General features: G+C 56.9%; 21 protein-coding genes. 6 read left to right on the top strand and 15 right to left on the bottom strand.

Annotated elements, in window-relative coordinates; genetic code table 11:
• Window position 1: 1 nt before the first annotated feature.
• The 13 genes from DOLE_RS06350 to DOLE_RS06290 form a co-directional block, all read right to left on the bottom strand.
• Complete coding sequence (locus DOLE_RS06350; RefSeq protein ID WP_012174662.1) at window positions 2-1804, bottom strand: hypothetical protein; 1803 nt, start codon at window positions 1802-1804, stop codon at window positions 2-4.
• The gene (locus DOLE_RS06345) at window positions 1801-3807 is read right to left on the bottom strand and encodes a hypothetical protein (RefSeq protein WP_012174661.1); all 2007 of its coding nucleotides are present in this window, start codon (window positions 3805-3807) and stop codon (window positions 1801-1803) included. The genes DOLE_RS06350 and DOLE_RS06345 overlap by 4 nt, the downstream gene beginning before the upstream one ends.
• Window positions 3795-4946 carry a hypothetical protein gene (locus DOLE_RS06340; protein ID WP_012174660.1) on the bottom strand — a complete coding sequence of 384 codons (1152 nt, stop codon included), beginning with the start codon at window positions 4944-4946 and terminating at the stop codon, window positions 3795-3797. The genes DOLE_RS06345 and DOLE_RS06340 overlap by 13 nt, the downstream gene beginning before the upstream one ends.
• A complete protein-coding gene (locus tag DOLE_RS06335) occupies window positions 4943-5419 on the bottom strand; it encodes a hypothetical protein (RefSeq protein ID WP_012174659.1) in 477 nt (158 codons plus the stop codon). The genes DOLE_RS06340 and DOLE_RS06335 overlap by 4 nt, the downstream gene beginning before the upstream one ends.
• On the bottom strand, window positions 5416-6003 hold the full coding sequence (locus DOLE_RS06330; protein ID WP_012174658.1) for a MotA/TolQ/ExbB proton channel family protein: 588 nt from the start codon (window positions 6001-6003) through the stop codon (window positions 5416-5418). The genes DOLE_RS06335 and DOLE_RS06330 overlap by 4 nt, the downstream gene beginning before the upstream one ends.
• Window positions 6004-6144: 141 nt before the next feature.
• Entirely contained in the window at window positions 6145-6933 is a 789-nt protein-coding gene (locus tag DOLE_RS06325) for an alpha/beta fold hydrolase (protein WP_012174657.1), read from the bottom strand.
• A 23-nt stretch (window positions 6934-6956) separates the two neighbouring features.
• Window positions 6957-7907, bottom strand: a complete 951-nt coding sequence (cbiB, locus tag DOLE_RS06320) for an adenosylcobinamide-phosphate synthase CbiB (RefSeq protein ID WP_052294337.1) — start codon at window positions 7905-7907, stop codon at window positions 6957-6959.
• Window positions 7908-7918: 11 nt separating this feature from the next.
• Window positions 7919-8572, bottom strand: a complete 654-nt coding sequence (locus DOLE_RS06315) for a lactate utilization protein (protein WP_012174655.1) — start codon at window positions 8570-8572, stop codon at window positions 7919-7921.
• Window positions 8573-8752: 180 nt separating this feature from the next.
• Window positions 8753-9772 (bottom strand): pyridoxal phosphate-dependent aminotransferase, encoded by a 1020-nt coding sequence (locus tag DOLE_RS06310; RefSeq protein ID WP_012174654.1) that lies wholly within the window; start codon window positions 9770-9772, stop codon window positions 8753-8755.
• Between the two features lie 109 nt (window positions 9773-9881).
• Window positions 9882-10604 carry an adenosylcobinamide-GDP ribazoletransferase gene (locus DOLE_RS06305; RefSeq protein WP_012174653.1) on the bottom strand — a complete coding sequence of 241 codons (723 nt, stop codon included), beginning with the start codon at window positions 10602-10604 and terminating at the stop codon, window positions 9882-9884.
• Window positions 10601-11140 carry a bifunctional adenosylcobinamide kinase/adenosylcobinamide-phosphate guanylyltransferase gene (cobU, locus tag DOLE_RS06300; protein WP_012174652.1) on the bottom strand — a complete coding sequence of 180 codons (540 nt, stop codon included), beginning with the start codon at window positions 11138-11140 and terminating at the stop codon, window positions 10601-10603. The genes DOLE_RS06305 and cobU overlap by 4 nt, the downstream gene beginning before the upstream one ends.
• Window positions 11137-11652 (bottom strand): cob(I)yrinic acid a,c-diamide adenosyltransferase, encoded by a 516-nt coding sequence (locus DOLE_RS06295; protein ID WP_012174651.1) that lies wholly within the window; start codon window positions 11650-11652, stop codon window positions 11137-11139. The genes cobU and DOLE_RS06295 overlap by 4 nt, the downstream gene beginning before the upstream one ends.
• Window positions 11653-11944: 292 nt before the next feature.
• Complete coding sequence (locus DOLE_RS06290; RefSeq protein ID WP_012174650.1) at window positions 11945-13249, bottom strand: sensor domain-containing diguanylate cyclase; 1305 nt, start codon at window positions 13247-13249, stop codon at window positions 11945-11947.
• 343 nt (window positions 13250-13592) lie between these two features.
• On the opposite strand from DOLE_RS06290, the gene DOLE_RS06285 reads away from it, so the two are divergent.
• The 6 genes from DOLE_RS06285 to DOLE_RS06260 all read left to right on the top strand — a co-directional run bounded on the left by DOLE_RS06285 (window position 13593) and on the right by DOLE_RS06260 (window position 22739).
• A complete protein-coding gene (locus DOLE_RS06285) occupies window positions 13593-15386 on the top strand; it encodes an AAA family ATPase (RefSeq protein WP_012174649.1) in 1794 nt (597 codons plus the stop codon).
• Window positions 15383-16570 (top strand): 12,18-didecarboxysiroheme deacetylase, encoded by a 1188-nt coding sequence (gene ahbC, locus DOLE_RS06280; protein WP_012174648.1) that lies wholly within the window; start codon window positions 15383-15385, stop codon window positions 16568-16570. Before DOLE_RS06285 ends, ahbC begins: the two co-directional genes overlap by 4 nt.
• 9 nt (window positions 16571-16579) lie before the next feature.
• Entirely contained in the window at window positions 16580-17551 is a 972-nt protein-coding gene (hemB, locus tag DOLE_RS06275) for a porphobilinogen synthase (RefSeq protein WP_012174647.1), read from the top strand.
• Window positions 17552-17593: 42 nt separating this feature from the next.
• Entirely contained in the window at window positions 17594-18670 is a 1077-nt protein-coding gene (ahbD, locus tag DOLE_RS06270; RefSeq protein ID WP_012174646.1) for a heme b synthase, read from the top strand.
• A 156-nt stretch (window positions 18671-18826) separates the two neighbouring features.
• On the top strand, window positions 18827-20125 hold the full coding sequence (locus DOLE_RS06265) for a (Fe-S)-binding protein (protein ID WP_012174645.1): 1299 nt from the start codon (window positions 18827-18829) through the stop codon (window positions 20123-20125).
• A 274-nt stretch (window positions 20126-20399) separates the two neighbouring features.
• Window positions 20400-22739 carry an FG-GAP repeat domain-containing protein gene (locus tag DOLE_RS06260; protein ID WP_012174644.1) on the top strand — a complete coding sequence of 780 codons (2340 nt, stop codon included), beginning with the start codon at window positions 20400-20402 and terminating at the stop codon, window positions 22737-22739.
• 383 nt (window positions 22740-23122) lie between these two features.
• Here DOLE_RS06260 and DOLE_RS06250 read toward each other — a convergent pair whose 3' ends face one another.
• Both DOLE_RS06250 and DOLE_RS06245 read right to left on the bottom strand, forming a co-directional pair.
• Window positions 23123-23695, bottom strand: a complete 573-nt coding sequence (locus tag DOLE_RS06250; RefSeq protein ID WP_012174643.1) for a nucleotidyl transferase AbiEii/AbiGii toxin family protein — start codon at window positions 23693-23695, stop codon at window positions 23123-23125.
• A 642-nt stretch (window positions 23696-24337) separates the two neighbouring features.
• Window positions 24338-25690, bottom strand: coding sequence for an ISNCY-like element ISDol1 family transposase (locus DOLE_RS06245; RefSeq protein ID WP_012174089.1), 1353 nt, complete (start codon window positions 25688-25690; stop codon window positions 24338-24340).
• Window positions 25691-25888 lie beyond the last annotated feature (198 nt).

Here is a 25888-nt window from a genome sequence, read left to right as displayed (position 1 = left end):
CTCATCGTACCACCCTGCCACTTTCCTGTGCGACAATCCGGTGGGCGTTAAACACCTTTGGAATGGCCGCATCCGGATTTGTGGGGTATTTGTCGTGAAAATGCAAAAAAAGATTCAGGCAGGAGAGGGCCAGGTCCCTGTCCGGCAGCGTGAAAAACCGCTCCCACCCCGCCTTTCCATAAGTCAGTTCGACCTTTTCGCACGGCACCAGAAAAGCCTGCCGGGCATGATACATGGCCATAGCCTCGTTGAAATAATCACCCTGCCTGGAGTAAAAATCAGCCAGGGCCTTGTGCGTCACCGCGGCATAGACCCAGTTGTCATGATCCCTTGAAACCAGCAGCGGTGCCAGCGAATCGGCCAGATCACTGTAACGGACGGTTCCCTGGTGAAGCCCGGACCGGTTTTTTCCGTCTAAAATCATGGCCAGCAGGTAGGCCGCTGTCAGGCGGGACGAGCGGGCGAACTCCGTGCCGTCATAAGGGTCCTGCCCTGAAATCCGCATGGCCGAAAGCGCGTAGGGGAAAAGGGTCTCTTCCATCAGCTGCAGGTCGTTCAGGTATATGCCAAACAGAACCAACTCATTGTAAATCCTTGCCCGGTAGCTGATATTGTGCTGAACCGCGTCTGACGCGGTGGTAAAAAAATCGCCGTACAGCTCAAACAGCCGCCGGGGTTCCACCTCTTCCTTCAGGTGACGGGCCATGAAACAGCCACGCCGGGCGAAAAACAGGGCGGGCAAAAACCGGCTGCTGCCACCGTCCCGGGACGACTCTTCCCTGTAATGGGCATAGGTAACCCGGTAGGCGTAATCCGTATTTTTGCCCAGGCTGTTCAACCGTTCAAACAGCACCCGTGTCAAGGTGTCCAGAAAAAGCGACTGTTCCTGGTCTGCTGTAATGTAGCGCCACAGAAAATGATAGGAAAGATAGGTCCGGTAAAGGGTCTCCAGCATGGCGGTGGAAGGAAAAGCACCGGTGCCGGTTGACGTGCCTGGCGCAGCACCACTGGAAAGGCTGTGACGTTTCCACAGTTCATTCAACCAGTCCCACGTGCGCTGATCATAATAGCGGATCGTCTCCATGTCGGCCACTTCGGCACCAAAATAACTGCCCGCGCCACCGGACAGACCCAGCATAAACTGGCCTGCCAGCTTTTCGCACTCAACCATCAGTCCCAAAAACTCCACGCTGAGATAGAGATCCGCATCCGGCCGGCGAATCCGGTAACTGGTACCGCCAGCCTGCTGAGGCCCATATGGATCTGAATATTCACTCCTGGCGCCGCTTCCCAGGGAATTAAGATAGAGCCGGGACTGGAGCAGGTGCTGCACCAGTTCGTCGCTGGTGATCAACTGCCGGACGGCAACCTCGCGCATGGTATGGGTGTCGGTATGGAACTGCAGGACATTGCGCTCGTGCAGCAGGGAAAGATAGAGCAGCAGGTATTCGTAGGCGATGTTGAACCGGAGCTCCTGGGAAACCTCGCCCGCTTCTGTCTTGTCCAGCCGCCTTGAAAGGTCATCGATCTGCCGCGCCGTTGTCTCACTGTCCTTGAAGGGCAACACCCGGGTTTCATCAAACAGGGAAATACTGGAAAGGGTTTGCAGCAGCCGGTTGTTGCCCCTGTCCCCTGTTACCGCGGTGGTGTCCGCCTGCCGGCTCTGGTAAAGCGACTCCATCATTCGCATGGAAACAATATTGGCGCACCGGGCCTGCCGGCCTTCTTCGTCCGCAAAACCGGGCAAGGCAGCCAGCAGCATGGCCCCCACTCCCGTGAAAATCAACAGCCGTAGCATTCTCATGGTGTATAACGCTCCATGCTTCGCATTGCCTGCATTCGATTATAAAGCTGAATATCCGTTTCCGGAACCAGCAGCTGAATCCGCTTGCCCAGCCGCCGTGCCACGTCTCTGTAAAGTTCGAACTGACGCTGGTAATCGTCCATCTCGGTGTTGTCCCGAGTGATGGCGCCGGTCTGTCCGGCCACCACAAACCCCGCATGCTGAGCGGCCTTTGCGTAATAGTCCCGTGCCAGCTCAAACCCCAGCCGGGCCGTTTCCAAGGCACGGGATTCAAGGGTGGTGCTGGACAGATAGGCGTATGTCAGTACGCGGTAGATATCATACAGGTTGTTGTCCCTGTGGGAAAGCATGGACCCAAGGCGATATCGGCCGCGGATAAACGTTTCCATCTCCGCCTCCCGCTTCTGTATGTCACTGACGCGTCCGGCCGCGAACAATTTCCGGAAAAGCAGGTGATAGGCGTTTAACAGGTTGATGTGGTTCTGCGGATTTTCAGGCTCCTTGACCAGGGCGATGCGAAAATCGGTGAGGAAATTGTCTTCCGGACCGGCGGCGGGGATCATCGGCCCTTTGCCCTTGAACGTTTCAAACTCGATATATTTAAAATAGTAATAGATCTCCCCCCTGTACTTGTGAAAGATGTAGTTGGCCCGCTCCTCGGCATGGGCCTTTCCGAAAATCTTTTCAAGGTCCCCGAAAACCCGGTCGATCTTTTCTTTGGCGGCAAAAAAACTGTCCATCACGCCGGCCTGGAGGGTCGCCCCGGGCCTGGCCTGGCTGTCCCATCCGTCGGCATATGTCTTGAGCGCGGCAAGGTCGACGCGGCAGTCATAAAGATTGGCAAATATCCACCCGGTGGGACACACCTTGAGCTCCGCGAGAATGGTGTTATAAAGCAGCCGGTCGTCGATTCGAATGCCATGTTTCACCTGCTTGGACAGCCATGTTTCCAGGGCCGTCATCACCATCATGTCCACGGCCCGGTTGTCGATGCGCAGTTTTTCCACGGTGGCGCCGAAAAGCGATTCGATACTGACGCTGGCCTCCCCCTGGTCCACGAAGAACATCAAGGGCAGCCGGGTGCGAAAGGCCGCGGCCTGGTCGCTCCATGTCCGGCCGATGGTGTGGGAAATGGCATCGGCACTGATGGCATAGGGCATGCGCGTGCGAAACCATTCAAAACTCATCAGGGCGCTGTGGGTATTGATACTGGTATAATTGGCAATGGTTTCTCTCAGCCAGGTCAGTTCGTTTTTCGAAAAAATCTGGCCGGAGAGCGGCATCTCCGCACCCAGGTCGGAGGCAACGAACCCGTCCAGTTCCGTGGCCACATGGGTGGCAATGGCAAATCGCCGGATCTGCTCCTCTGAGATGAACTCCGGATTGGCGCCGGGGTCCCGGCGCAACAGGGTGGTGGCCCGGCTGAAATCCTTAAACAGGTCGTCGGTGACCATCAGCAGGTAATAGTAGAGGGATTTGTAATAGTGGGACGTAGCGGAAAAAAGGGCCATGTTGGGATAAAAGCCGGTTTCAAAATAGCGGACAAGCCGGTCCCCGTGGGTGGCCCGGTGACGCATGCAGGTTTCGAAATAAAGATAGTTGAAACCGGTAAGTGAAAAGGTCTCTTTAAGGTAAATAATCCAGGGAGCATCCTCCCCTGAATAGTTACCGGCGGCAATATCGGCCAGGGCCAGGTCCTGGGCCGCCTCCCAGGACTGAACCAGTTCCAGGTGACCGGTGGCCTTGATGCCCATGTGGGCCTCAAGTATCTCCAGCAGAGGATCGGGCGGCTGCTTGCCGTCCTGTTCCATATAAAGACGGCCCACGTCAGCGATCCACTGGGGAATCTCACCGGGAGCGGTCTGTGCCCGGCCGCCATCCACCATGGCTCTGGGCTCTTCAAGCTGAATCTTGACCAGTTCGGCCCGGGCGTCACCGGAAACAAGGAGTCCGCCGGCGGCCAGGGCTATGGCCGCGATCATGACAAGTTTTAATCGGCGCATGGCTTCACCCCTTCCGGCAGGAGCCGCTCAAGTCTGGACACCACCTTAAAAGGTATGCTTTCCGTGGAAAACGACAATCTCACCCGCTTCTCCTTTGTAATAACAATCCGGCACTTCACACCGTCAACAGTGCAGCAGTAGCTACCGGCCTTAAATTCCGTGGATTGAACTTTTCTGAAGATATCCTGCTTGAGCGTGGCAATACGGGTCGATTCTCCCTCAATGGTTCCCGCGATGGTCACCATATCCTCCGGTGCAGTTTCCTCTTTTGCCGGAAACGTCGGTCCGATTCCGGTATCGGGCACCGCCACAGTAACTCCCGAAGGCCGTGCAACCGGTGACGCAAGACGGCTGTTTCCCCCGGAACCGGGGGCCCGCTCAAGTTCATGCCCAACACCGCCGCCCACAATCTCTCCGCCGGGAATCGCCGGGCCCGACATGAGGGTCACGGTTTTTGAACGGTTCCCGGCAGTAGACCGGGCAAGTGAAGGCATACTATCTTCCGCCGGCAGCGGGGTGAATGCCGAAGGCGGCGCCATCTGCCGCAAGTCCCGGTCTGGATCGGGCGGGCGGGAATCCGGCTGCCGGTCCAGGCGGTAGGCGGCATCCGGCACCGATATGTCCGGCATGGTCTGTGCGGCATAGGTATCCGGCCGCTCCACAGTATGGGAGCGCCGGGCAATATCGGGCCGGGATGTCCGGTTTTCCAGCATCACCGCCGTGTCGGGCTTTTCATAAACGGTGCGCTCCCTCCTGGTCTTCTGCCTTTCCAGGCTCATCTCCGGCGGGGGCAACGCTTCTTCAATAGGCCGGGGCGTTTCCAGTACCACCCGCTCCGGTTTTTTCTCCGGCACCGCCGGCGCCTTGGCGGCCCTGGGCATGGCAACAGCCGGGGCCTCGGTCCTCGGCACGACCGCCTCCGGCGGCGGCTGCAGCCACAGAATGGTCCGCCCGGGCTTGATGACCGGGGTCACGCAGGAGCGCAACAGGGAAAGAATCACCAGTGCCCCCACCAGGCCGACAAACGACGGATGCAGATACCAGCGCGAATGCAGGGGCACCCGGTAGCGCACCGGGGCGGGCAGGAGAATACGGGCCGCGCCGTAACCGTACTGGGTGGAGAGCCTGCGGTCCATCATGGCCGGCCCTCCTCCAGGGTGGTAATCCGTTCAACCGTAACGGTCCGGGTGTCCTTCCATACCTTTTCAATAAGAGACATGGCCATCAACATGTCCTTGCTCAGAGAGGCCTCATCCGGCACCAGCACGGGCCTGCCCGCGCCTTCCGCTTCAAGTGCTGTCAGCACGACCTTTAGGCCCTGTTCTGACAAGCGGTCGCCGGGATGTTCAACACCGTCGGTCATTACCATCACCAGTTGAAACGGGCCCACTCCCTCTTCGGAAGGTTTATGCACCCGCACCTGGTACAGCCGCACCTCCCTTGACATAAGTTCCACGCTGGGGCTGTCCACCACCCTGGGCAGGGTCATCTCGCCGATGGAGATGGGTTTCTTTCCTATGGTGGATGCCTGGGTAAAGGCGATCAGCAGCAGAAAGGCAAGATCCGCGAATGAAAACAGCCAGATCAGGTTCTGGTTGCGCCGTTGCCTCATTTTTCTTCTCCATCAGGCACAAACGCAAGGCCCTGATCCACCCGGTTGCGAAGCAGGCGCAGCAGCCACGTTTTTATGATCTCAAGAACCACGAACAGGATCAGGGCGGCCAGGGTGGTAAACAGGGCGGCCCCCAGGCCGATGGTGTTGAGCTCGCTGCCGGGATCGACCTTGACGAGAAATATCAATATCATGCCAAAAACAGTACCGATAAAACCAAGGGGCGGCAGCAGGCTGGCAAACATGGTCAGAGGTTCCATATACCTGCTTTCAAACATGTTTTCCGCCATCTGCCGGGTGGCGTCGGCCAGAAACAGCCTTTCCGCGGTATTGCGCCGCGGGTCGCGCCTGTCCCCGGAAACGGTCTTGGCAACGAGCATCACCACGGGGTCATCAGCGTAAGGGGCCTCTGAGAGGCTCTCTTCAATGGTCTGGTCATCCACACGGCGCAGCCATCGAAAAGCTTTCAGGCTGATCCACAGCCCGTTAAAAAAAAGCAGCGCGCTGGTGGTGTAAACGGCAAACTGAATCAGGGTGCTGGCCAGTGTGGCATGGGACCGGAACAATCCAAGAAAGGTTTCCATTCCGCATTTCCGATCTTCAATAGTAAATGGTATGTATCAACCGGCATGGCTGATTTGGCCTATTGTCGACAAATGTTTTTTATTCCGGCCATCATACCATTGTCTGCCGGACAAGTAAAGCCGCTGTTTTACAAGACTCTTTCACCAACTATCCCCACCCTTGTGCAGCACTTCTTTCAAAAAATCGCTCACTGCCGCATTGATCTCATCGGGCTTTTCCAGCGGCGCCATGTGGCCGGCCGATTCCACCATCTTCAGGCGGGCGCCGGGAATGCGGTCAGCAAGAAAGGCGGCATATTTGGCCGGGGTGGACAGATCATCCGCGGCGCCGATCACCAGCACCGGCACCGCAATCTCCCCGATCCGGTTCATCAGGTCAAAGGTGTTGCAGGCATTAAAGTCACCGATGGCCACCGCCGGGTCGGTGACTGCGGCGTTCTGAATGATCTGTTCTGTTTCATCGGTTTTGTTTTGCGGACAGATGGCTGTGGCCAGGGTCAGGTCCGCAAACGCCTGCATTCCCTTTTGCAGGGTCTCAAACACCAGCGGCAGCACTTTGAGCCGGGCCCCGGTATTGGCCAGTATGCCGCCGGTAAACCTGCCGGGATGATGAGCCAGCAGATGCTGGGTCACGGCCCCGCCCATGCTGTGGCCGCACAGCACCGGCCTGTCAAACCCCAAAGCCTCCACAAAGGCCAGTACATGACCGGCATAGGCTTCAACAGTATCAGCGCCGGCTGCCCGGTTCCCGCCGTGGCCGGGCAGATCAATGGCCACCATGTTGGCAACCGGAGAAAGCCCCTGTACCTGTCTAACCCAGAAATACCCGGACATGCCGGCACCGTGAACACACACCACCACCGGCCGGCCGGGCACCATGGGCCACGGCTCGGCAATAAACGAAAATCCTTTTTCAGAAAGATGTTCCATCTTACCCCCTGTTTATTTGGTCATCACAAAACCGTCCGCGCCAGGGCCGCCAGCACAACCGCCAGGGTCGACGCCAGGAGCATCAGGCGGCAGGACTCCGAAATATGCGACACATCGGTATCGGCCAGCCCGGCCCCGATCACCGGTTTGTCCACCCGCTGGCCCTGGTAGAAGCTGGCCCCGCCCATCCAGAGGCCCAGGGCCCCGGCAAAGGCGGCCTCGGCATATCCGGCATTGGGACTGCTGTGGCAACGGCCGTCCCGCAGTGCCGTTTTAAAGGCAGCCCCGCCCTTTCGAAACAGCAGGAAAGCGGCCGCCGCGATGATGGCCACCGACAGCCGGGCCGGAATAAAATTGGCCCCGTCGTCAATGCGGGCCGATGCCTTGCCAAAGGCCTCGTACCGGTCATCTTTGTATCCCACCATGGAGTCCAAGGTGTTGACCATCTTGTAGGCCAGTGCCAGGGGCACACCGCCAATCACGGCGAAAAACAGGGGAGAGATCACCCCGTCCACCAGGTTTTCGGCAACGGTCTCCACCGTGGCCCGGGCCACGCCCTTTTCATCCAGACGGTGCACGTCCCGGCCCACGATCAGGCACAACCCTTCCCTGGCCCGATAAATATCCCCTTTTGCAAGGGGCACCAGAACGGCCCTGGCCCCCTTTTCAAGGGACCGGGCCGAAATACAGAAAAAGAGCAGCACCACCTCCCCGGCCACGCGCACCGCCGGGGATATCTCTTCCAGAAACGCCAGCATGAACAGAGCGACAAGCCATGTGCCGGCAATGAGGGCAATGGCGAACAGCCCACCGGCAAGAACCGGGTTTCTGGAAAGTTTTCTGAACACCGGTTCCAGGGTGTTAATGGCCCTGCCCATGAGCCGGGCCGGATGGGCGAAAAAATCGGGGTCCCCGACAAAAAAGTCCAGAATAAAAGCCGCCAGGATCACGGCCCAGTGAAGATCAAAAAACATGGACACCTCAATCAAAACCCCAGGTCCTGGTTGATCAGCACCAGGATGATTCTTTCTTTGGGAAACGATTTTTCCGTGATCACCCAGGTGTTGCAGATCCGGTCCGGGCTGGAGCAGTCATGGCAGGTGGTGGTTTTGACGCAAGGGGTCTTCTTGTCCAGCCGCCGGGTGTTGACCGGCGCGGCATAATCCTTGATCCGGGCCACGGCCCCGTCCACGTCGGCAACGATCTTGTTTCTGCCGGCCAGCACGATGACCCGCCGGGGGCCGAAGGCAAGGGCACCTACCCGGTTGCCGATCATGTCCAGGTTGACCAGCTTGCCGGTTTCGGTGAGGGCGTTGGTGCCGGTAATAAAAAGATCGGTGAGCAGGGCCTGGCGCCGCCGCTCCAGCGCATCCTCCTTTGACAGGCTCTTGTCAAAGGTGTCGAACACCTGAATGTCGGTACGCTCCTTTAACAGGGCGTAAAGGCCGGTGGCCGTGAAGGTCATGGACCCGCCCCAGGAAACGCTTTTCGGCGCAATCGCCGGTATCAGGGTGTTGGCCACAAGGTCTCTGGCCGCGTCGGCGTTCTGCGCCACATGCACCTCGAAGTTGTTGGCCTCAAAGACGGCCTTGACCTGGGCCAGCCGGGTGTTCCAGTAATCATTGACCGGGTGTTCCATGGTTGTCTCCTGTTGGTTTCAGATTAGTTTCCATCCATAAATGGCCTTTTTCCGCAATCTCTGCGTCAAACTGCGGGCTTCCTTGTGCGGCGTACAACAGTACGCCTCCGCGTCACCCCTTGTTTTCCTTGATCTTGCGAAAAAATTCTCATTTCTGGATTGGAAACCTTTTTCGTGTCCTCATAACGAGGATGGACACAGGTTAAATAAACGGTCGACCAGCAGGCTGTTGTGCTCCCGTGTTTTAAGGGAAATACGAATGTGCCGGTCGGAAAGCCCTTCAAAATTGGCGCAGTCCCGGATCAGAATGCGCCCCTGCGCAAGGGCGTCACAGACAGATGCTGAGGTAAAGCCCGAATGCAGGACGCCCAGCATAAAAGATGCCACCGAGGGGAAAAGGCTCACCACTCCGGATGCGGCAAGTCGCTGAAGCAGAAACGACCGTTCCTCTTCCACCAGGGTCACGGCATCGTCTATAAACCGGTTCACTTCGCGTTTGTGCTCCAGAATCCAGTCAACCGCGGCCTGGGCAAGGGTATTGACGCTCCAGCAGGGCAGATGCCGGGCCAGCAGATCTACAACCGGCTCAGGGCCCGCGGCAAACCCGATACGCAGGCCGGGTACGCGGAATATTTTCGACATGGAGCTTAAAACCAGCAAATTGTCCATGCCGGGCCCGTTGATCAGGCTGAGGGACTCCCCTTCTCGGACAAACGGCAGGTAGGACTCATCAATCACAAACAGCACATCAGGGCTCTCATTGCACAGATCCAGAATCACCTGCCGGTCCATCAACACGCCCGTGGGGTTGCTAGGGTTGCAGACAAACACCGCGTCCGGCTTTGCCTCCCGTATCTTTCGGGCAATTACGCCGGCATCATGCCGAAAGCCGCCTGCCTCATCGGCAAGCAGAAAATCACAGGGCACGTTGTGCATGGCGCAGGCCTGGGCGTAATCGGCATAGGCCGGCCCCAGCACCAGGACCCGCCCCAACCCCAGGGCCGGCGGCAGGGCGTAAATCAACTGGGTGGTGCCGTTGCCCGCCACCACGTGTCCCGGGGCCAGGCCATGGCGCTTTGCAAAGGACCGGCGGATGTGCAAGGCATCAGGATCCGGCAGACAGACAATGTCGGTCATCCGATCGCAAAGATACGCGATCAGCCCGGCCGGGGGCCCCAGGGGATTGACGTTGCTGCTCATGTCGAGAATATCGGAGGGATCGCAGCCCAGGCGCCGGGCCAGCTGGAAGATATTGCCGCCGTGGGCGTGGGGGGCGAGGGATTAGTTTTTTTTCAAAAGCATGCTCATCTTAATTCGATCCGGCTACCACCCCGATCAGCAGCACCACCTCCACGGTCTCGATCATGGCGCCCATCATGTCGCCGGTGATGCACCCCATCCGTTTTTTATAAAACCAGAGCACCACTGCCGTGGCAACAACAAACCCCAGGTTGAGCATCACCAGAGCGCGGCCCGCAAACAGGGAAAGCAGCACCAAAACCGCCACCCACCGGAAATCCCCTGCCGACAAGGGCTCGTCAAAAAAGGCCCTGGCCGTCCCCTCCCCGCTTCTGCCGTATGGCAGAAACCGCATGCCGAACAAAATCGTGGCCCGGCTGTAGGCGGGAATCAGCAGTAAAAGCCAAAACCGGTGGCTGTCGATTTCATGAATGCCGGCCCACTTGACCAGCAGGCAGCAGGCCACGGCCACCACGCCCATGGCGCCGGTGCGGCTGTCTTTCATAATAGCCAGGGCCTTTTCCCGGGTGCGGCCGGCATACAGTCCGTCCGCGGTGTCGGCCAGGCCGTCCAGGTGAAGGGCGCCGGAGATAACCGCCAGAAACACCACGTCAAGGGCCGATGCCAGGGTCACCGACCAGAACCGCAGGGCCAGCGCATCCACGCAGGCCAGCATCAGGCCGATAAGAAGCCCTGCCGCCGGCGCCCAGGCGGCCAGCCGGCGGGGATGAAACTCCCCGGACGGCACCCGAAGGATCGTAAAAAACCGTATGGTCGAAAAAATGCCGGTCATGGACTTTTTCCCTTGAGGACAACAGGGATCCCGGAGACCATCCAGACCACGGTATCGGCCCGGGCCGCCACGCGACGGTTCACCATGCCCACCAGGTCCCGGAACTCACGGGCCAGACGATTTTCCGGCACAATACCGCACCCCACCTCGTTGGTCACCAGAAGAACACTGCACGGCACCCGGGTCATGGCCGCTTCAAGAGACCGTACATGGTCCTCAGCCGACGCGGGGGAAAACCCGTCTTCCATCATCAGGTTGCTGGTCCACAGGGTCAGGCAGTCCACCAGGATCACCGAAGCGGTTCTGCCGGCCCGGACGATTTCGCGGTCAAGATGGACCGGGCACTCCACCGTGGTAAACCCCCTGCCCCGCTCCTTCTGGTGACGGGACACCCGGTCGCGCATCTCGTCATCTTCGGCCACGCAGGTGGCCAAAAAAAGCCGCTCCCCGCCGGTATAACGCCGGGCCAGCTCAAGGGCATGGCTGCTTTTGCCGCTTCTGCATCCGCCGGTGACCAGAATGATCTGTTTTTTCATTTCTCAATTCCGGTGCGAGCCATGACGCCTTGGAAATAATAGTGTTTGACAGGCTTCATTTCGGTGACCAGATCCGCTTTTGCAATCACTTCCGAAGGTGCGCCGCGGCCGGTGATCACCAGTTCCACATTGTCCGGCCGCTGGTCGATCAGGTCGCACACCTGCGCTGCCGACAACAGCCCGCAGGAAACCGCCACGCTGATCTCCTCGGCAATGACCACATCGTATTTCCCTGAAGAAAAGGCCTCCTGAATGCTGGCAAAACCGGCGGCAGCAGCCACCCGGTCCTCGTCGGAAGGCGCTCCCTTGACAAATTTGCCGGTGCCGAACTGCCGCACCGTTATCTGGTCCCCAAAGGAGGCCAGGGCCTTTATTTCGCTGTAGTCCCCGGACTTTAAAAACTGGCAGATATAGACCCGAAGCCCGGCACCGGTGGCCCGCAGGGCCAGTCCCAGGGCGGCCGTGGTCTTGCCCTTGCCGTCACCGGTATAAACCTGAACATAACCTTTCATGAAAAGCCTCTTGTCTGCTCGTGGTCTTGCATTCAACCCTGATTGAAACAAACCGACACCTACCATATATTAAGGGCTATGCCAAGACAATCAGGGAGACAGGAATCGGAGAAAAGGGGAAGTCATACTGAAAACGGGGATAAGAATAAAATCTTACTCTTACTCTTACTCTTAATCTTAATCAAAACCGGACTTAACGCTCGATACCGATAGCGATACCGATTTCGATACCGATAAAACGGCAGGGGATCACGAGTAGGGTCAAGAGCACGAGTAAGGGTAAGAGGCCGGGTTACACCACCAGTGCTTCGCACCGGGCATAATGGTTGCGGATCAGTTTGGCGCGGTACATGGCCTGGTCGGCCTGGCGGACAAGCGTGTCGGGGTCGGTGCCGTCTTCCGGGAAAAGGCTGATGCCGATGCTGGCCGACAGAAAATCAATGGTATGGCCGTTGATGTGATAGGGTGCGGAGATTCGGTCCAAAAGCTTTTCCGCCACGGTTTCAGGGTCAAGATACTCCCCCCCGTTGAGGATCACGACAAACTCGTCGCCACCGTAACGGCTCACCACATCGGTCTCGCGCAAAGAGCCGGTGAGCCGTCGGGCAACCTCCCTGATCAGGTCATCGCCGGTATCGTGGCCGAACCGGTCATTGGCCTCCTTGAAACGGTCGAGATCCAGAAAAAGAAGGCCCATCCGGTGACCCGTCCGCCGGGACCGGCCGATCATGTCGGCCAGGCACACCCCAAAGGCGTCCCGGTTGTAAAGGCCGGTCAGCGAATCATGGGAGGCCTGGTAAAGCAGGACCTTTTCTTTTTCCCGCCGAGCCCCGATGTCGCGCAGCACCACGCGAAAGCCGGTAATTTTCTTGTCAGCGGCCCGTATAAATGTAGTGGCGGCCTCAACCGTTCTGGTTTCGCCATCCTTGCCGATGATTTCCCAGTCCACCATGGGAATCGGGGTGCTTCGCTGTTCAGCTTTTCTATAGAGCTGAAACACCCGGCTTCGGGTCTCCCGGGTCATCAGCCGCCGGATATTGCGGCCGGTCAGCTCCTGCCGGGAAAAACCGGTCAGAACGGTCATGGCCCGGTTAAAAAAAACCATGTGGCCCAGGGTGTCGGTCTCCACGTAGCCCTCGCCGATGCCCTCCACAATGGAGCGGTACCGTTCCTCCCGAATGTCCAGCTCTTTTTCCAACATGTTGGCAGTGCGCCGCTGCCGGCTCTGCATACCCAGGTACTGATCCAGGTATTCGGTTTTGCTGTGGGGCAACGCCTGAAAACAGATACCGCAGCGGCCCATGGCACGGGAGGCCATAAAGGCCCTGGCCCCGATGGCATGATCCGACACCACCTGCCCGGCCACCTGGGTCAGCAGAAACAGGTCTGAGTTAACAAACACATGGGTCTCTCCGGTCCGGCCGGTAGAAGTGCCGTTGTTGGTGCCGGCATACTTGAATCCCACGCCGCCCAGGCCGATGTCCAGAAGCCGGCCGGTGCGCATATTTTCACCCTCAAGAAAGCTGACCGCACCGTCTCTTACCCGAAGACGGGGAAAACGTCGTCTCTCAATCCCCAGGGCGATGGTTTCAGGCATGGACCCCTCCGCTGCGTAACGCTTTTCTGAAGTGGTTCTGCGGTTTTTCCGTTGACCCCTTAAAAACGGAATGTTCTTGTAAACAGTCTGTTTGGGATGGCAAAGTAAAAAGTTCAAGATCAAGGCGTCGCAAATCCCGAGGAGTGAGGCGTACTTGTCGTACGCCGCAGTGACGAGGGGTGCAGCGCAACGCAGATATTGGGCTTTTTACGAAGCCATCAAACGTAAAAGGTTGAAATATTAAATCTCCCGGCTATTGTCAACCTTTTTAATTTTTTTATTATTTTCAGGCCTATACACCATTTGGCTTGATTTTCAAAGGTGCGTGATTATATTTTGGACCATGAAAACACAAAACGAACAACTGCCCGATCCCAAGAAGATCGAAAAAGAGATCAGCGAGTTTCTGCACGAAAAGTACGGAAACACCATCAAGCTTGTGACGCCGATTATCACGCCGGACACCGACGCCATCGATGATGATGACGGCCCGGTCAAAAAAGCGGCCTTCCATTTCGACCTCAAACCCGAGGAGATGATCGCTTACCTGGATCAGTACATCATTCGGCAGGACCAGGCCAAAAAGGTGCTGGCCACCAAGATCTGCACCCATTTCAACCGGGTGCGACACCAGGCCCTGTGGAACCGGACCCGGAACATGGTGGGCGGCATCAAGAACAACGTGCTGATGATCGGCCCCACCGGCGTGGGCAAAACCTACATGATCCGGCTGATCGCAAAGAAGCTGGGGGTGCCCTTTGTCAAGGGAGACGCCACCAAGTTCAGCGAAACCGGCTATGTGGGTGGCGACGTGGAGGACCTGGTGCGGGACCTGGTCCGCGAGGCGGACAACGACATCGAGCGGGCCCAGTTCGGCATCATATATATTGATGAGATCGACAAAATCGCCTCCAGCCGGGGGCTGATGGGGCCGGATGTCTCCCGGTCCGGCGTTCAGCGGGCCCTGCTCACCCTGATGGAAGAGACCGAGGTGGAGATGAAGGTGCCCCACGACCCGGTCTCCGTGATGCAGGAGGTGGAGCAGTTCCGCAAAACCGGCAAGCGGGAAAAGCGCACCGTCAACACCCGCAACATCCTGTTTATCATGAGCGGCGCCTTTAACGGTCTGCAGGAGATCATCGGCAAGCGGCTTTCCCGCCAGGCCATCGGTTTTGGCGCGAAAATTCAGGACCCTTCCGACGATCCGTGGGAAATCATGCAGCACGTGCGTTCCGAAGACCTGACAGAGTTCGGTTTTGAGGCCGAGTTCGTGGGCCGTCTCCCGGTGCGGGCCGTGTTCGAGTCCCTGACCGAGGCCGACCTGTTTGCCATTCTGAAAAACCCCAGCAACCCCATCGTGCTGAGCAAGAAGATGGACTTTGCCGCCTACGACATTGACGTCAAGTTTGCCGACGCGGCCCTGGCCGGGCTGGCGAAAAACGCCTTTCAGGAAAAAACCGGGGCCCGGGGCCTGGTCAACGCGGTGGAACGGGCCCTGCTGGCCTTTGAAAGCCGGCTGCCGTCAACATCCGCCACCGTTTTCCCGGTCACCGATGAAACCCTTGCCGGACCGGAAGCCGGGCTGGCCGATTTTCTTACCGCCGAGGGCCTGGAGAAAATCGACCGGAACTTTGAAAAAGTAAGCAGAAGCGAAGCCGCGTCGATCCGTTCCCACATTGCCGAAAACTGCAAAAAGCTGGCGGAAAAACATGACTTTCCACTAACCGAAGAGCACGTCGACATTCTGACCCGGTTCTGCGCCACCCGCATCGCCGACGTTGACAGCGCCTTTGAAACAGTGACCGCCTACTACGAAGAGGTCAAGAACATCGAGCGCTATTTTGCCGGCAAATACCACCTGCACGTGGAGCTTGCGCCGGACGCGGTTTGCTATATCGTGATGCAGTATGTTACAGATGAGTTTGCAAATTTTGAAAAAATATGCGAAGAGCTGACCAGCAACTTTGTGGACGGTTTCCGGCTGCTTTCCGAGAAGGCGGGTATGAACCGTTTTCACATTACACAACAGGCGCTGATGTTTCCCGAGTCGTGGCTTGACAGCCTGATCAAAAAGGCCTTTTCCGGGAAGTCGGATGTGCCGGCAATAGACAGCCGAATTGGAACCGACACAGAATGATTGGTATATCAAAGCTTTACTGCGGCACCACCGAACCGTCTGACGCCCTCCGGTACGGCCGGCGGTCGGAAGACCTGCCCTCCCACCTGCTTCAGTTCTCCATTGACAAGCGGCCGGTGGTGGTCTGGAACATCACCAAGCGGTGCAACCTCAAGTGTGTTCACTGTTACGCCCATGCCACGCCCCAGGCCCAGGACAACGAGCTTTCAACAGACGAGGGCAAGGCCCTGATCGACGACCTGGCCGATTTCAAGGCCCCGGTGCTGCTTTTTTCCGGCGGCGAGCCCCTGATGCGAAAGGACCTGCCCGAACTGGCCGGATATGCCGTGAAAAAGGGCATGCGGGCCGTGATCTCCACCAACGGCACCCTGATTCATGAAGACACCGCCAGGGAACTCAAGGACATCGGCCTCTCCTACGTGGGCATCAGCCTGGACGGGGGCCGGGCCATCAACGACCGGTTTCGCGGCGTGCACGGCGCCTATGACGCGGCCTTAAAGGGCATCGACAACTGCCAGAAGGCGGGCATCAAGGTGGGCCTGCGCTTTACCATCAACAAGTTCAACGTGGGCGAAGTGCCGCTGCTGTTTGACATTCTTGAAGAGCGCAGTATTCCCCGCATCTGTTTCTACCACCTGGTTTACGCGGGCCGGGGGTCGTTGCTGGTAAAGGATGACCTTTCCCATGCCGAGACCCGCAAGGTGGTGGACCTGATCATTGACCGGACCAAAGACCTTCACGACCGCAACCTGCCCAAGGAGGTCCTCACCGTGGACAACCACGCCGACGGCCCCTACCTCTACCTGCGCCTGCTCAAGGAGGACCCGGACCGGGCCGCCCAGGTGCTGGAACTGCTCCAGATGAACGATGGCAACAACTCGGGCCGGGGCATCGGCTGCGTGAGCTGGGACGGCGAGGTCCATGCCGACCAGTTCTGGCGCCACCACAGCTTCGGCAACGTGCGCAAGCGGCCTTTTTCTGAAATCTGGACCGACACTTCCGAACCCCTTATGGCCAGACTTAAAGAAAAGAAAAAACACGTCACCGGCCGGTGCGCGGCCTGCAAATGGCTCGACATCTGCGGCGGCAACTTCCGGGTGCGGGCCGAAGCGACCACCGACGACCTCTGGGCCCCGGACCCGGCCTGCTATCTCACTGACGAAGAAATCGGCATTACACCCTAAGGAGCCAGCATGCTTTTTCCCGACTACCGCCCCCGGCGGATGCGGCAGAATGAAAATCTCCGGCGCATGATCCGGGAGACCCGGCTTTCCACCGACAACCTGATCCTTCCCCTGTTTGCCGTACCCGGCAAGGGGGTCAGGGAGCCCATTGACGCCATGCCCGGTCAGTACCGGCTTTCCACGGACAACCTGGTGGCCGTGGCAAAAGAGGCCGCCGGCCTGGGCATTCCCGCCATCATGCTCTTTGGCGTGCCCGGCAAAAAAGACCCCCTGGGCACCGGGGCCTACGCAAAGGACGGTATTGTTCAGCAGGCGGTCAAAGCGGTGAAAAACGCGGTGCCCGGCCTGGTGGTGATCACCGATGTCTGCCTGTGCCAGTACACAGACCACGGCCACTGCGGCGTTCTGGAAAACGGCGTGGTGGACAACGACGGCACCCTGGACCTGCTGGCCCGTACCGCCGTCTCCCATGCCAAGGCCGGGGCCGACATGGTGGCCCCGTCGGACATGATGGACGGCCGGGTGGCGGAGATCCGGGAGGCCCTGGACGAAAACGACCTTGCCCATGTGCCCATCATGTCTTACGCGGTCAAGTACTGCTCGGCCTACTACGGCCCCTTCCGCCAGGCCGCGAACTCGGCCCCCAAGGCCGGGGACCGGAAAACCTACCAGATGGACCCGGCCAACGCCATTGAAGCCATTCGGGAAGCCAGCATGGACATCGAGGAGGGCGCGGACATCATCATGGTCAAGCCGGCCCTGCCCTACCTGGACATTATTCGCAGCCTGCGCGATGAGATCGACCTGCCCATCGCCGCCTACAACGTCAGCGGCGAATACGCCATGATCAAGGCCGGGGCCCAGATGGGATGGGTGGACGGCGAAAAAGTGATGATGGAAACCCTGCTCTCCATCAAGCGGGCCGGGGCCGATATGATCCTGACCTACTTTGCCATGGACGCGGCCCGCCTGATCTCATAAACGCCGATATTTGAAATATTCGGGTAAAGGATTCCAATCATCATGTCCCATCCTTCACACCCCGCCCATACCGGCCAGGACAAAGGCGCACAACTGCGCCTGGTAGCCTGGGAAACCACCCGCAACTGCAACCTCTCCTGCCGTCACTGCCGGGCATCGGCCACCTGCGGCCCCTATGCCGGGGAGCTGGACACCGAGCACTCCCTGCAACTGCTCGACCAGATCGCCCAGGTGGGAAAACCCATTATTATCCTCACCGGCGGCGAGCCCCTGCTGCGGCCCGATATTTTTGAAATCGCAACCCACGGCACAAAGCTGGGGCTGAGAATGGTCATGGCGCCCAACGGCACCCTGATCACCGAAGAGACGGCCCGGCGCATGGCCGAATCCGGCATCCAGCGTATCAGCATCAGCATTGACGGGGCCGACAAACAGAGCCACGACGCCTTCCGGGGCGTGGAAGGGGCCTTTGAAGGTGCCCTGCGCGGTGCCCGGCTGGCCAAAAAAGCGGGCATTGATTTTCAGATCAACACCACCGTGACGCAGGTCAACATGGACCAGGTGCCGCAGATTCTTGAACTGGCCGAGTCCATCGGGGCCGTGGCCCACCATATCTTTTTGCTGGTGCCCACCGGCCGGGGCAAAGACATGGCAGACCAGGCCATTTCCGCGGACGATTACGAAACCACCCTCAACTGGTTTTACGACCGCCAGAAGGTCACGTCCCTGCAACTCAAGGCCACCTGCGCGCCCCAGTACTACCGGGTGCTGCGCCAGCGGGCAAAAAAGGACAATATCTCCATCTCCTTTCAGACCCATGGCCTGGACGCGGTGACCCGGGGATGCCTGGGCGGGATCTCCTTCTGCTTTATCTCCCATGTGGGCGTGGTACAACCCTGCGGCTTTCTGGAGTTAAACTGCGGCGACGTGACAAAAGAGACCTTTCCCCATATCTGGAAAAACTCGGCGATCTTTAACGACCTGCGGGACTTTGGCAAGCTGAAAGGCAAGTGCGGCCGCTGCGAGTTTAAACGGGTCTGCGGCGGGTGCCGTGCCCGGGCCTTTGAGGCCACCGGCGATTATCTGGAGGAGGAGCCCCTCTGCGCCTACGAACCTTGACGGCTTCGCAAAAAGCCCAATTTCTGTGTTGCGCTGCGTCCCTCGTCACTGCGGCGTACACGCAGTACGCCTCATTCCTCGAGACTTGCGCGCCTTGAACTTGAACTTTTTGCAAAGCCGTCTGGATTCTGGACTTGTTACGACTCCATTAATCTTATGAAAAAAATCACCGACCTGGCCCAACTGGCAAAACAGCTTGAAACCCTGACCGCCGTATGCAAAAACTGCGGCACCTGCCAGGCGGCCTGCCCGCTCTTTCCCCATACCGGCATGGAAAAAGACATTGCCCGAGGCAAGATCGCCCTGCTCAAGGGCGTGATGAGCGAGGTGGTGACCAACGCCGACACGGTTTTAAAGCGTCTGGACAACTGCCTGCTGTGCGGGGCGTGCAAGTCCGTATGCCCCAACCGGGTGGACACTCTTCAGATTTTTCTTTCAGCCCGATCCCTGATGGCCGGATACCAGGGGCTTTCTCCGGCAAAAAAATTTTTCTTCAGACAGGTGCTGGCCCGGCCCTGGCTCTTTGACGCCCTGGCCCGAATGGGGACCATGGCCCAGCCCCTGTTTTTCAAAAAAAGTGATGCCGATCTTGATACCCGCTCTCCACGGTTTGTCATGTCTCCCTTTTTATCCGACCGTCATGTGCCGCCCCTTGCGCCGGCCTCTTTTCGCCGGGAATGGGTACAGCAGGAAAAAGGCGCTGCAGAGGCGACACCGGGCAAACGGGTGCTGTTTTTTACCGGCTGCCTGATCGACAAGGTTTACCCCCAGGTGGCTGCCGCCGCGATCAAGGCCCTGCGCCACCACGGCTTTGCGCCGGTACTGATGGAAAATGAGGCCTGCTGCGGCATTCCGGCCCTGTCCTCCGGAGACGACAACGCCTTCTTCCGGCTGATGGCACAGAATATGAAACAGATAGGAAAAATGGAGTTTGACCTGCTGGTCACGGCCTGCGCCACCTGCGCCTTTACCATCAAAAAAGTGTGGCCCATGATGGCGGAAAAAAACAGCGCCCAGGCCGATCTGGCGGAAAAAATCGCGGACAGGACAAAAGACATCACCCAGGTGATCGCCCCCCTGATTGCCCCGCCTGCCGGTAAAACCAGCGCCGATTCCGTTCCCGTGGCCTACCACGACCCCTGCCATCTGAAAAAATCACTGGGTGTCTTCAGGGAGCCGCGCCTGCTGATTGAAGCCGGCCCGGGCTTCCGGCTGACCGAAATGGCCGCGCCCGACGCCTGCTGCGGCATGGGCGGGGGATTCGGTATCACCCACTACGACATGTCCAAAAAAATCGGGGAATCAAAAAAACAGAACATGCTGAACACCGGCTGCCGGGTGGTGGCCACCACCTGCCCGGCCTGCATGATCCAGCTTGCCGGCCTTCTGGCCGACGCCAGCCAGGCCGACATTCCCGTGCGCCACGTGATCGAACTCTACGCGGAATCTCTCTGATAGCGGCCGGATACCGAATCATACCCGCAACACACTATAAATCTTAATCTTGCTCTTACTCTTGCTCTTGATCGTCACTTCCTGCCACATCCATCCCCGACCGACCGGTGTCATGCCCCCGCCAGCGCACGGCACCGGCACCCCCCGCGCATAAATATCGCTTGACTTCTCAGTGTGTTCCCGATTATAAAATGAGTCTCAACTGGCCTTTTTCCATAAACAATTAAATTACATCTTCTTACCATCAACCATTTTCTTGCATCAGGAGAACCCAATGAAACAGACCACACCACAAAAGCCATTTAGTGAAGGAACCAGCCGGAGTGCCGGGCCGTTCTTCTCCCTGACAAAAACCGCTGCCGCGGCATCCGTGGCCGGTCTGGTTTTTGCCGCCTCTCCGGCCCATCTGGCCTTTGGTGCGGACTCTCCCTTTGTCCAGAAATTCGGGCCGGAAAACCCATTGAAGGCCCCCATCGGCCTTGGGGATTATCAATGGGCCAGACCGGCCTGTGTGGACATCGACGGTGACGGGGACCTGGATATTTTTATCGGAGCCACCTACTCCTGGATGAACGACAACGGCTATATCGTCTATTTTGAAAATACCGGCGACGCGTCCACCCCTGAATTCACCAAGCGCACGGGAACAGCCAATCCTTTTTACGGCCTTGACATCGCCGAATACAGCGCTCCCACCTTTGTCGACCTGGACGACGACGGTGACCTGGACGCCCTGGTGGGTGGAGAAGGATATGGGTATGGATATGGATATCCAGAGGCCACAGGTTCCGGCTTTCTTTCCTATTTTATCAACACCGGCGACGCCACCAATCCCGTCTTCACCCCAACCACCAATTCAACGGACAACCCTTTTGATGGTTATGCCATGGATTACCTTCCCACTCCGGCTTTCGCGGACATCGACGGCGACGGCGACATGGATGTGGTGGTGGGTGGCCAAGGTCAGGGGTACTACGGGGCCGGCTATGGATATGGATATGGCAGCCTTCACTACTTTGAAAACGTGGGCACGCCCACAGCCCCGTCGTTCAACTATTATCCGCCTGAAAATCCGGATAACCCGTTCTATGATCTTATGGTAGGGGAGTACTGGAATGGAAACAAGTACAGCACACCAACAGCCTTTGCCGACATCGACGGTGACGGAGACCTGGACCTGTTTGCCGGTGACGGTTATCTGACGGGCATCACCCTGCTTGAGAACGTTTCCGGCGAAGAAGCGGTACCTGCCCTCGCCGAGGCCCCTGTTGGTATAGACCCTGTTTTTATAGAGTATGATAGATATGAGTCTGATAACCCCTTTGCCTATGCCGATGTCGATTCCATGCCGGCCCCCACGTTTGCCGATCTTGACGGAGACGGGGACCTGGACGCCATTGTGGGGGACGACGAGGGAGACCTGACCTTTTTTGAAAACACGGGCACCAACTCTGCGCCCTATTTTGAAAGATTTTATGAGGACGACGACAGCCCCTTTGCCGGGTTTGATATCGGCCGTTTCAGCCGGCCCGTGTTTGTGGACATCGACGGTGACGGCGACATGGACATGGTCTCCGGCGGCGAGTACCGGTTCGATGAAAGGGATCCCATGCCCGATGGCGGCGACAGCCGCTATCGACTGAACTTTTTTGAAAACACAGGTTCAGCAACGGCCCCGCTCTTTGTGGAACGTTTCGGCGAAGAAAGCCCGCTTGACAGCGTAGAACTGGATGGCCACATCTACGATTTTGCCGACTTTGTGGACATTGACGAAGATGGCGACATGGACCTGTTCGTGGGCGGTGAAGAGCAGAACAGAATCGACTTTTACCAGAATGTCGGCACTGCCACGGACCCGGTTTTTGAATACAGGACGGTGGTCAGAAATACCGGCCTGCCCGAGGTGACCGGGGATATCGAGAACCCTCTCTGGTTTGTCAGCAGCACCAAGAACTCTGCCATCAAGTTCGTGGACATTGACGGTGACGGCGACATGGACGCCTTTCTGGCCGGCTACGACGACGAATACAATACGGGCAGAATCGACTTTTTTGAAAACACCAGCACGGACACGGCAATTCAGTTTACCCAGACGAACAGCCCCCTGGTTCCGGACCTTGGTGATTACTCCAATGTCTACAGCCTGGCTTTTGTGGATGTGGACGGCGATGGCGACATGGACGCCATTGTGGGAGAAGAATGGGAAGACGGCGATTACGGCCACCTGCGGCTTTACGAAAACACCGGAACCCCCACTGAGCCTGCCTTTACCCCGTCGGTGGATTCCGACGCCTTCCCCGGCCTGGCCGAGCAGCAGGAAGATTTTTACATGCTGAGCCCGGCCTTTGTGGACATCGACGGTGACGGGGATCTGGACGTGTTCATGGGAGAATACTACGGCCGGTTCCTCTTCTTTGAAAGCCAGATAATCCAGCCGCCGGTAGCCGACGATGACGATGACGATGCCCCGGTTGTCCCAGGGGTAAGGCGTCCCGACACGGACCTGGATGGACTGCGCGATTGTTTCATCGACACAGCCGGTGGTTCCCATGACAGCATCTTCAGCCGCGCGGCGGCATGGATTCATAACGCCATAACGGCCATGCTGAAATAATTCAAACCCGATACCATATAAAAAAAGGAGGGCTCTTACAGGCCCTCCTTTTTTTTGCCCACCACAAATAAAAAGATGACGACCCGGAAATTCGTATCAAAAGTCTGACCGATGCCGTTTCCGGGAGGGCCCCACCCGAGAACCCCCTGCCGGCCAAGCCCGCGATACGGCCTTACAGCGAGAACTTCCAGTCTTTGCAAACCGGGTAAAGCATTTTTTTTCTTTTTGTCATACAGGCAAGGCACTGACAATCGGGATCAAGCGGATGCGGGCCTTTTTGAGCGGCCAGTTCGCAGGAGCGGTCAATGATGTTGTAAATCCTTATTCTGTCCTTTGCCGCCGAGGCACAACCGGTCGTGGTGGATTTGGATGTCGTGGCCATGTTATTTTTCCGTCGCCATATATTTTTGAATCAGGCCGGTCTGCCCGAACTTTTCGGCAAAACGGTATATGCGCTTTGCGTCAATCTTTTCAAATTTCTCCGAGATTCCAAACGTTCTGTATCCTTTAAAGAACTCTGAAATATCAAATTCGTCTTTGGGCAACCGTTCCTTATCGTTTGCAATGGCCAGCAGTTTTAAAATGATATAATCCGTCGGCTGCACCACCGGCACTCTGCCGATCAGTTCAGCATCAAGCAGGACACTGCGACGTATCATTTCCCTGCCGGCATCAGTACTTGCAAACATCATATCAACTTTCCCGAAAACATCGTACTCGGAATCAAACTGAGCAAACAATTCAGTTTTCTGAAAACAGGTATACCCCGACCCTGTCAATATTTCCAACGCAGGGTCCCCGTAATTTGCATCGACCATGAAATCTATATCAACGGTATGGCGCGATAAGCCGTAAAACCCTAATGCAAAGGCACCGATAAGACAAAAGGGTATCTGCTTCTCAATAAAACGGTCCGAAAGGATGGACAGCATGGTGGTGAGCTTTTTCTGTGCCAAAACACCCTCTAACTCTGTTCTTTCTATTATCCTCCGGTTACTGTAATCCTGCCGCAATAAATCCTATACATTTACAAAAACAATACCATAGAGCATGTCTGGAGCTCAATCATTATTCACTTAACCCGGATATTTCACAAATTGATTTGGCTGCCGATGCAAGGCGCGGCCGCGAAACAATCCCATTCATCCATGCCTCGTATGGATAAGCCAGGTCCGCCGTCGCCGTGGCAGACAGGTTGCTCCCGGCAATAACGAAAGACAAGGGCTGGGGCTGACTGAAGGTGTACTGTTGTACGCCGCACAAGGAAGCCCGCAGTTTGACGCAGAGCTTGCGGGAAAAGGCCATTTATGGATGGAAACTATTTAACTGCTGTGGGAGTGGAGTAATTCTCCTCTACTCGAAGTACAAAATAATTCAGTACGGTGTTTCCGGAATTGGTGTCCCCGGAATTCCCTAAATAGTGTCCATCCATAAATTGTCGATTTTGGGTCTTTAATCTGGCACATTTATGAGCAAAATTTTATCACCCCTTATTTTTTGGGGATAAAAAATTATTGAGCAAACAAAATACCACAAAATATCAGTTTTGGGGAACAGCTATCCCCATGACTTATCAAAATCGTTATGTCGGGGTCCGGTTATGCCAGTTGTTTTCTGGCAACGGTCAGCAAATTTGCCGACACGATCGTTGCCCAGACATAGCTTTTAAAGGACGGCAGGCCTTTCCACATGCAGCGGTTGAAGCCGAAGGTCCGTTTGAGCCAGGATATCCCGGCCTCGATGCCCGCACGGAAGCGGCGTAACTGTTTATAAACATAATGGCTGCGACACATATCCAATTCAGACAACCCGCGTTTTTTGGCAAAGCATACGTCTTTGATCTTTTTCTCTTTGGCTTTGGCCAGGTTGTCTTTGGAGGCAAATCCGCCATCAAGGGCGGCTTTCAGCGGGTAACGATTATAAATCTGATGCTGGCGATCCAGCATGGTCTCTGTCAGTGTGGTATCGGCCGGGTTGCCTTCAACAATAAGGCAATCAAGGATCAGATTTGATTTGCCGCCGGTCAGACAGACTTTATGTCCGTAATAGGTGTCCCGGCGGTCTTTGACAATGATGTCCGTATGCGGTTCAAACAAAGAGACGATTTTTTCTGACGACGGAACCTGCTGGTCCTGGAAGACGCGCAGCTCGGTCTGACGGATCACCTGATCGGTCAGGCGCACAAAGCTCTGCAGTTCAATGGCCAATGCCGTTCTGGAAGGATGGGCCACGGATTGCTCCAGCGCTTTTACGGCTGACCTGGCATAGGAGACGCACTGGCGGGTTTTTTTGACAAGGTCTTTGTAAAGGGGCTTTCGGGCTTTTGCGTCACGGGTGTATTGAATCGCCAGCATTCGTTTTTTTGCGATCCGCCGGTGGTCATGGAACAAAAGCCTTTGCTTCCCGGTCTCTTGTTGGGCGCGTTCCAATAACCGGGTAATAGCCCGGACGGCGTCCCACAGAAGGACAGAATCACTCGGCTTATGGATATTGCTTTCAACAACCGTGCAATCAATACGCACCTGACGGCCTTTTTCAATCCCGGCTTCTTCGGCATGCGCCAGCACCTCCTTGTTGATCAACTGCCAGGTCTCGGCGGACAGGGCTTTGATGTTTTTATGAAGCGTGGATTTTTTAAACCCTTCGTCGGTAATGCCGATTCGACAGAAGCGCCGGATGCTCATGGAATCGACCAAATGAAAGGCCAGTTCTTCGTATGTAAAGCCGAACAGGACCTTTACAATGGCGGCTCGTATCACCTGCTCGGCAGTCATGCCCTGGGCGCCACCTGGCGAGCCGGATGTCGCTTGACTGGGAAGGTCTTGCAAGACGATTTCGTAAATGGTAGATTTGCTGTCAAGCAACTGACTGATGGCTTCGAGTTCTCTGGCTTGCGGATGATCAATTTCTTGAGGCATGAAGGTCATTTGTTTTTGCCATTTTTTGCGCATTTTGTATTGGGCTCCTTTTTGTTTTCTGTAGTTATATTGAAAGCTTGGATAACTTTTATATACTACAGCAAGACAAAAAATACCAGTACAAAATGCGCTTTTTTTATTCTTTACAAGTAGTTATATCTGTGGATGGACACTAAATAGCAAAAAGTTTTTGACACATCGGCTTTCCGTCTGTATAGTACAGAAACTGAC

It is taken from the genome of Desulfosudis oleivorans Hxd3 (assembly GCF_000018405.1).
GTDB classification, from domain to species: Bacteria; Desulfobacterota; Desulfobacteria; order Desulfobacterales; family Desulfosudaceae; genus Desulfosudis; species Desulfosudis oleivorans.
Note: the sequence above shows the minus strand (reverse complement) of the source record. Positions and strands in the feature narration are given on the sequence as shown.

Bases quoted from the DNA above. Each gene is read 5' to 3' on its own strand.
- DOLE_RS06350 (WP_012174662.1), bottom strand. From the start codon at position 1,804: ATGAGAATGCTACGGCTGTTGATTTTCACGGGAGTGGGGGCCATGCTG.
- DOLE_RS06345 (WP_012174661.1), bottom strand. From the start codon at position 3,807: ATGCGCCGATTAAAACTTGTCATGATCGCGGCCATAGCCCTGGCCGCC.
- DOLE_RS06340 (WP_012174660.1), bottom strand. From the start codon at position 4,946: ATGATGGACCGCAGGCTCTCCACCCAGTACGGTTACGGCGCGGCCCGT.
- DOLE_RS06335 (WP_012174659.1), bottom strand. From the start codon at position 5,419: ATGAGGCAACGGCGCAACCAGAACCTGATCTGGCTGTTTTCATTCGCG.
- DOLE_RS06330 (WP_012174658.1), bottom strand. From the start codon at position 6,003: ATGGAAACCTTTCTTGGATTGTTCCGGTCCCATGCCACACTGGCCAGC.
- DOLE_RS06325 (WP_012174657.1), bottom strand. From the start codon at position 6,933: ATGGAACATCTTTCTGAAAAAGGATTTTCGTTTATTGCCGAGCCGTGG.
- cbiB (WP_052294337.1), bottom strand. From the start codon at position 7,907: ATGTTTTTTGATCTTCACTGGGCCGTGATCCTGGCGGCTTTTATTCTG.
- DOLE_RS06315 (WP_012174655.1), bottom strand. From the start codon at position 8,572: ATGGAACACCCGGTCAATGATTACTGGAACACCCGGCTGGCCCAGGTC.
- DOLE_RS06310 (WP_012174654.1), bottom strand. From the start codon at position 9,772: ATGAGCAGCAACGTCAATCCCCTGGGGCCCCCGGCCGGGCTGATCGCG.
- DOLE_RS06305 (WP_012174653.1), bottom strand. From the start codon at position 10,604: ATGACCGGCATTTTTTCGACCATACGGTTTTTTACGATCCTTCGGGTG.
- cobU (WP_012174652.1), bottom strand. From the start codon at position 11,140: ATGAAAAAACAGATCATTCTGGTCACCGGCGGATGCAGAAGCGGCAAA.
- DOLE_RS06295 (WP_012174651.1), bottom strand. From the start codon at position 11,652: ATGAAAGGTTATGTTCAGGTTTATACCGGTGACGGCAAGGGCAAGACC.
- DOLE_RS06290 (WP_012174650.1), bottom strand. From the start codon at position 13,249: ATGCCTGAAACCATCGCCCTGGGGATTGAGAGACGACGTTTTCCCCGT.
- DOLE_RS06285 (WP_012174649.1), top strand. From the start codon at position 13,593: ATGAAAACACAAAACGAACAACTGCCCGATCCCAAGAAGATCGAAAAA.
- ahbC (WP_012174648.1), top strand. From the start codon at position 15,383: ATGATTGGTATATCAAAGCTTTACTGCGGCACCACCGAACCGTCTGAC.
- hemB (WP_012174647.1), top strand. From the start codon at position 16,580: ATGCTTTTTCCCGACTACCGCCCCCGGCGGATGCGGCAGAATGAAAAT.
- ahbD (WP_012174646.1), top strand. From the start codon at position 17,594: ATGTCCCATCCTTCACACCCCGCCCATACCGGCCAGGACAAAGGCGCA.
- DOLE_RS06265 (WP_012174645.1), top strand. From the start codon at position 18,827: ATGAAAAAAATCACCGACCTGGCCCAACTGGCAAAACAGCTTGAAACC.
- DOLE_RS06260 (WP_012174644.1), top strand. From the start codon at position 20,400: ATGAAACAGACCACACCACAAAAGCCATTTAGTGAAGGAACCAGCCGG.
- DOLE_RS06245 (WP_012174089.1), bottom strand. From the start codon at position 25,690: ATGCGCAAAAAATGGCAAAAACAAATGACCTTCATGCCTCAAGAAATT.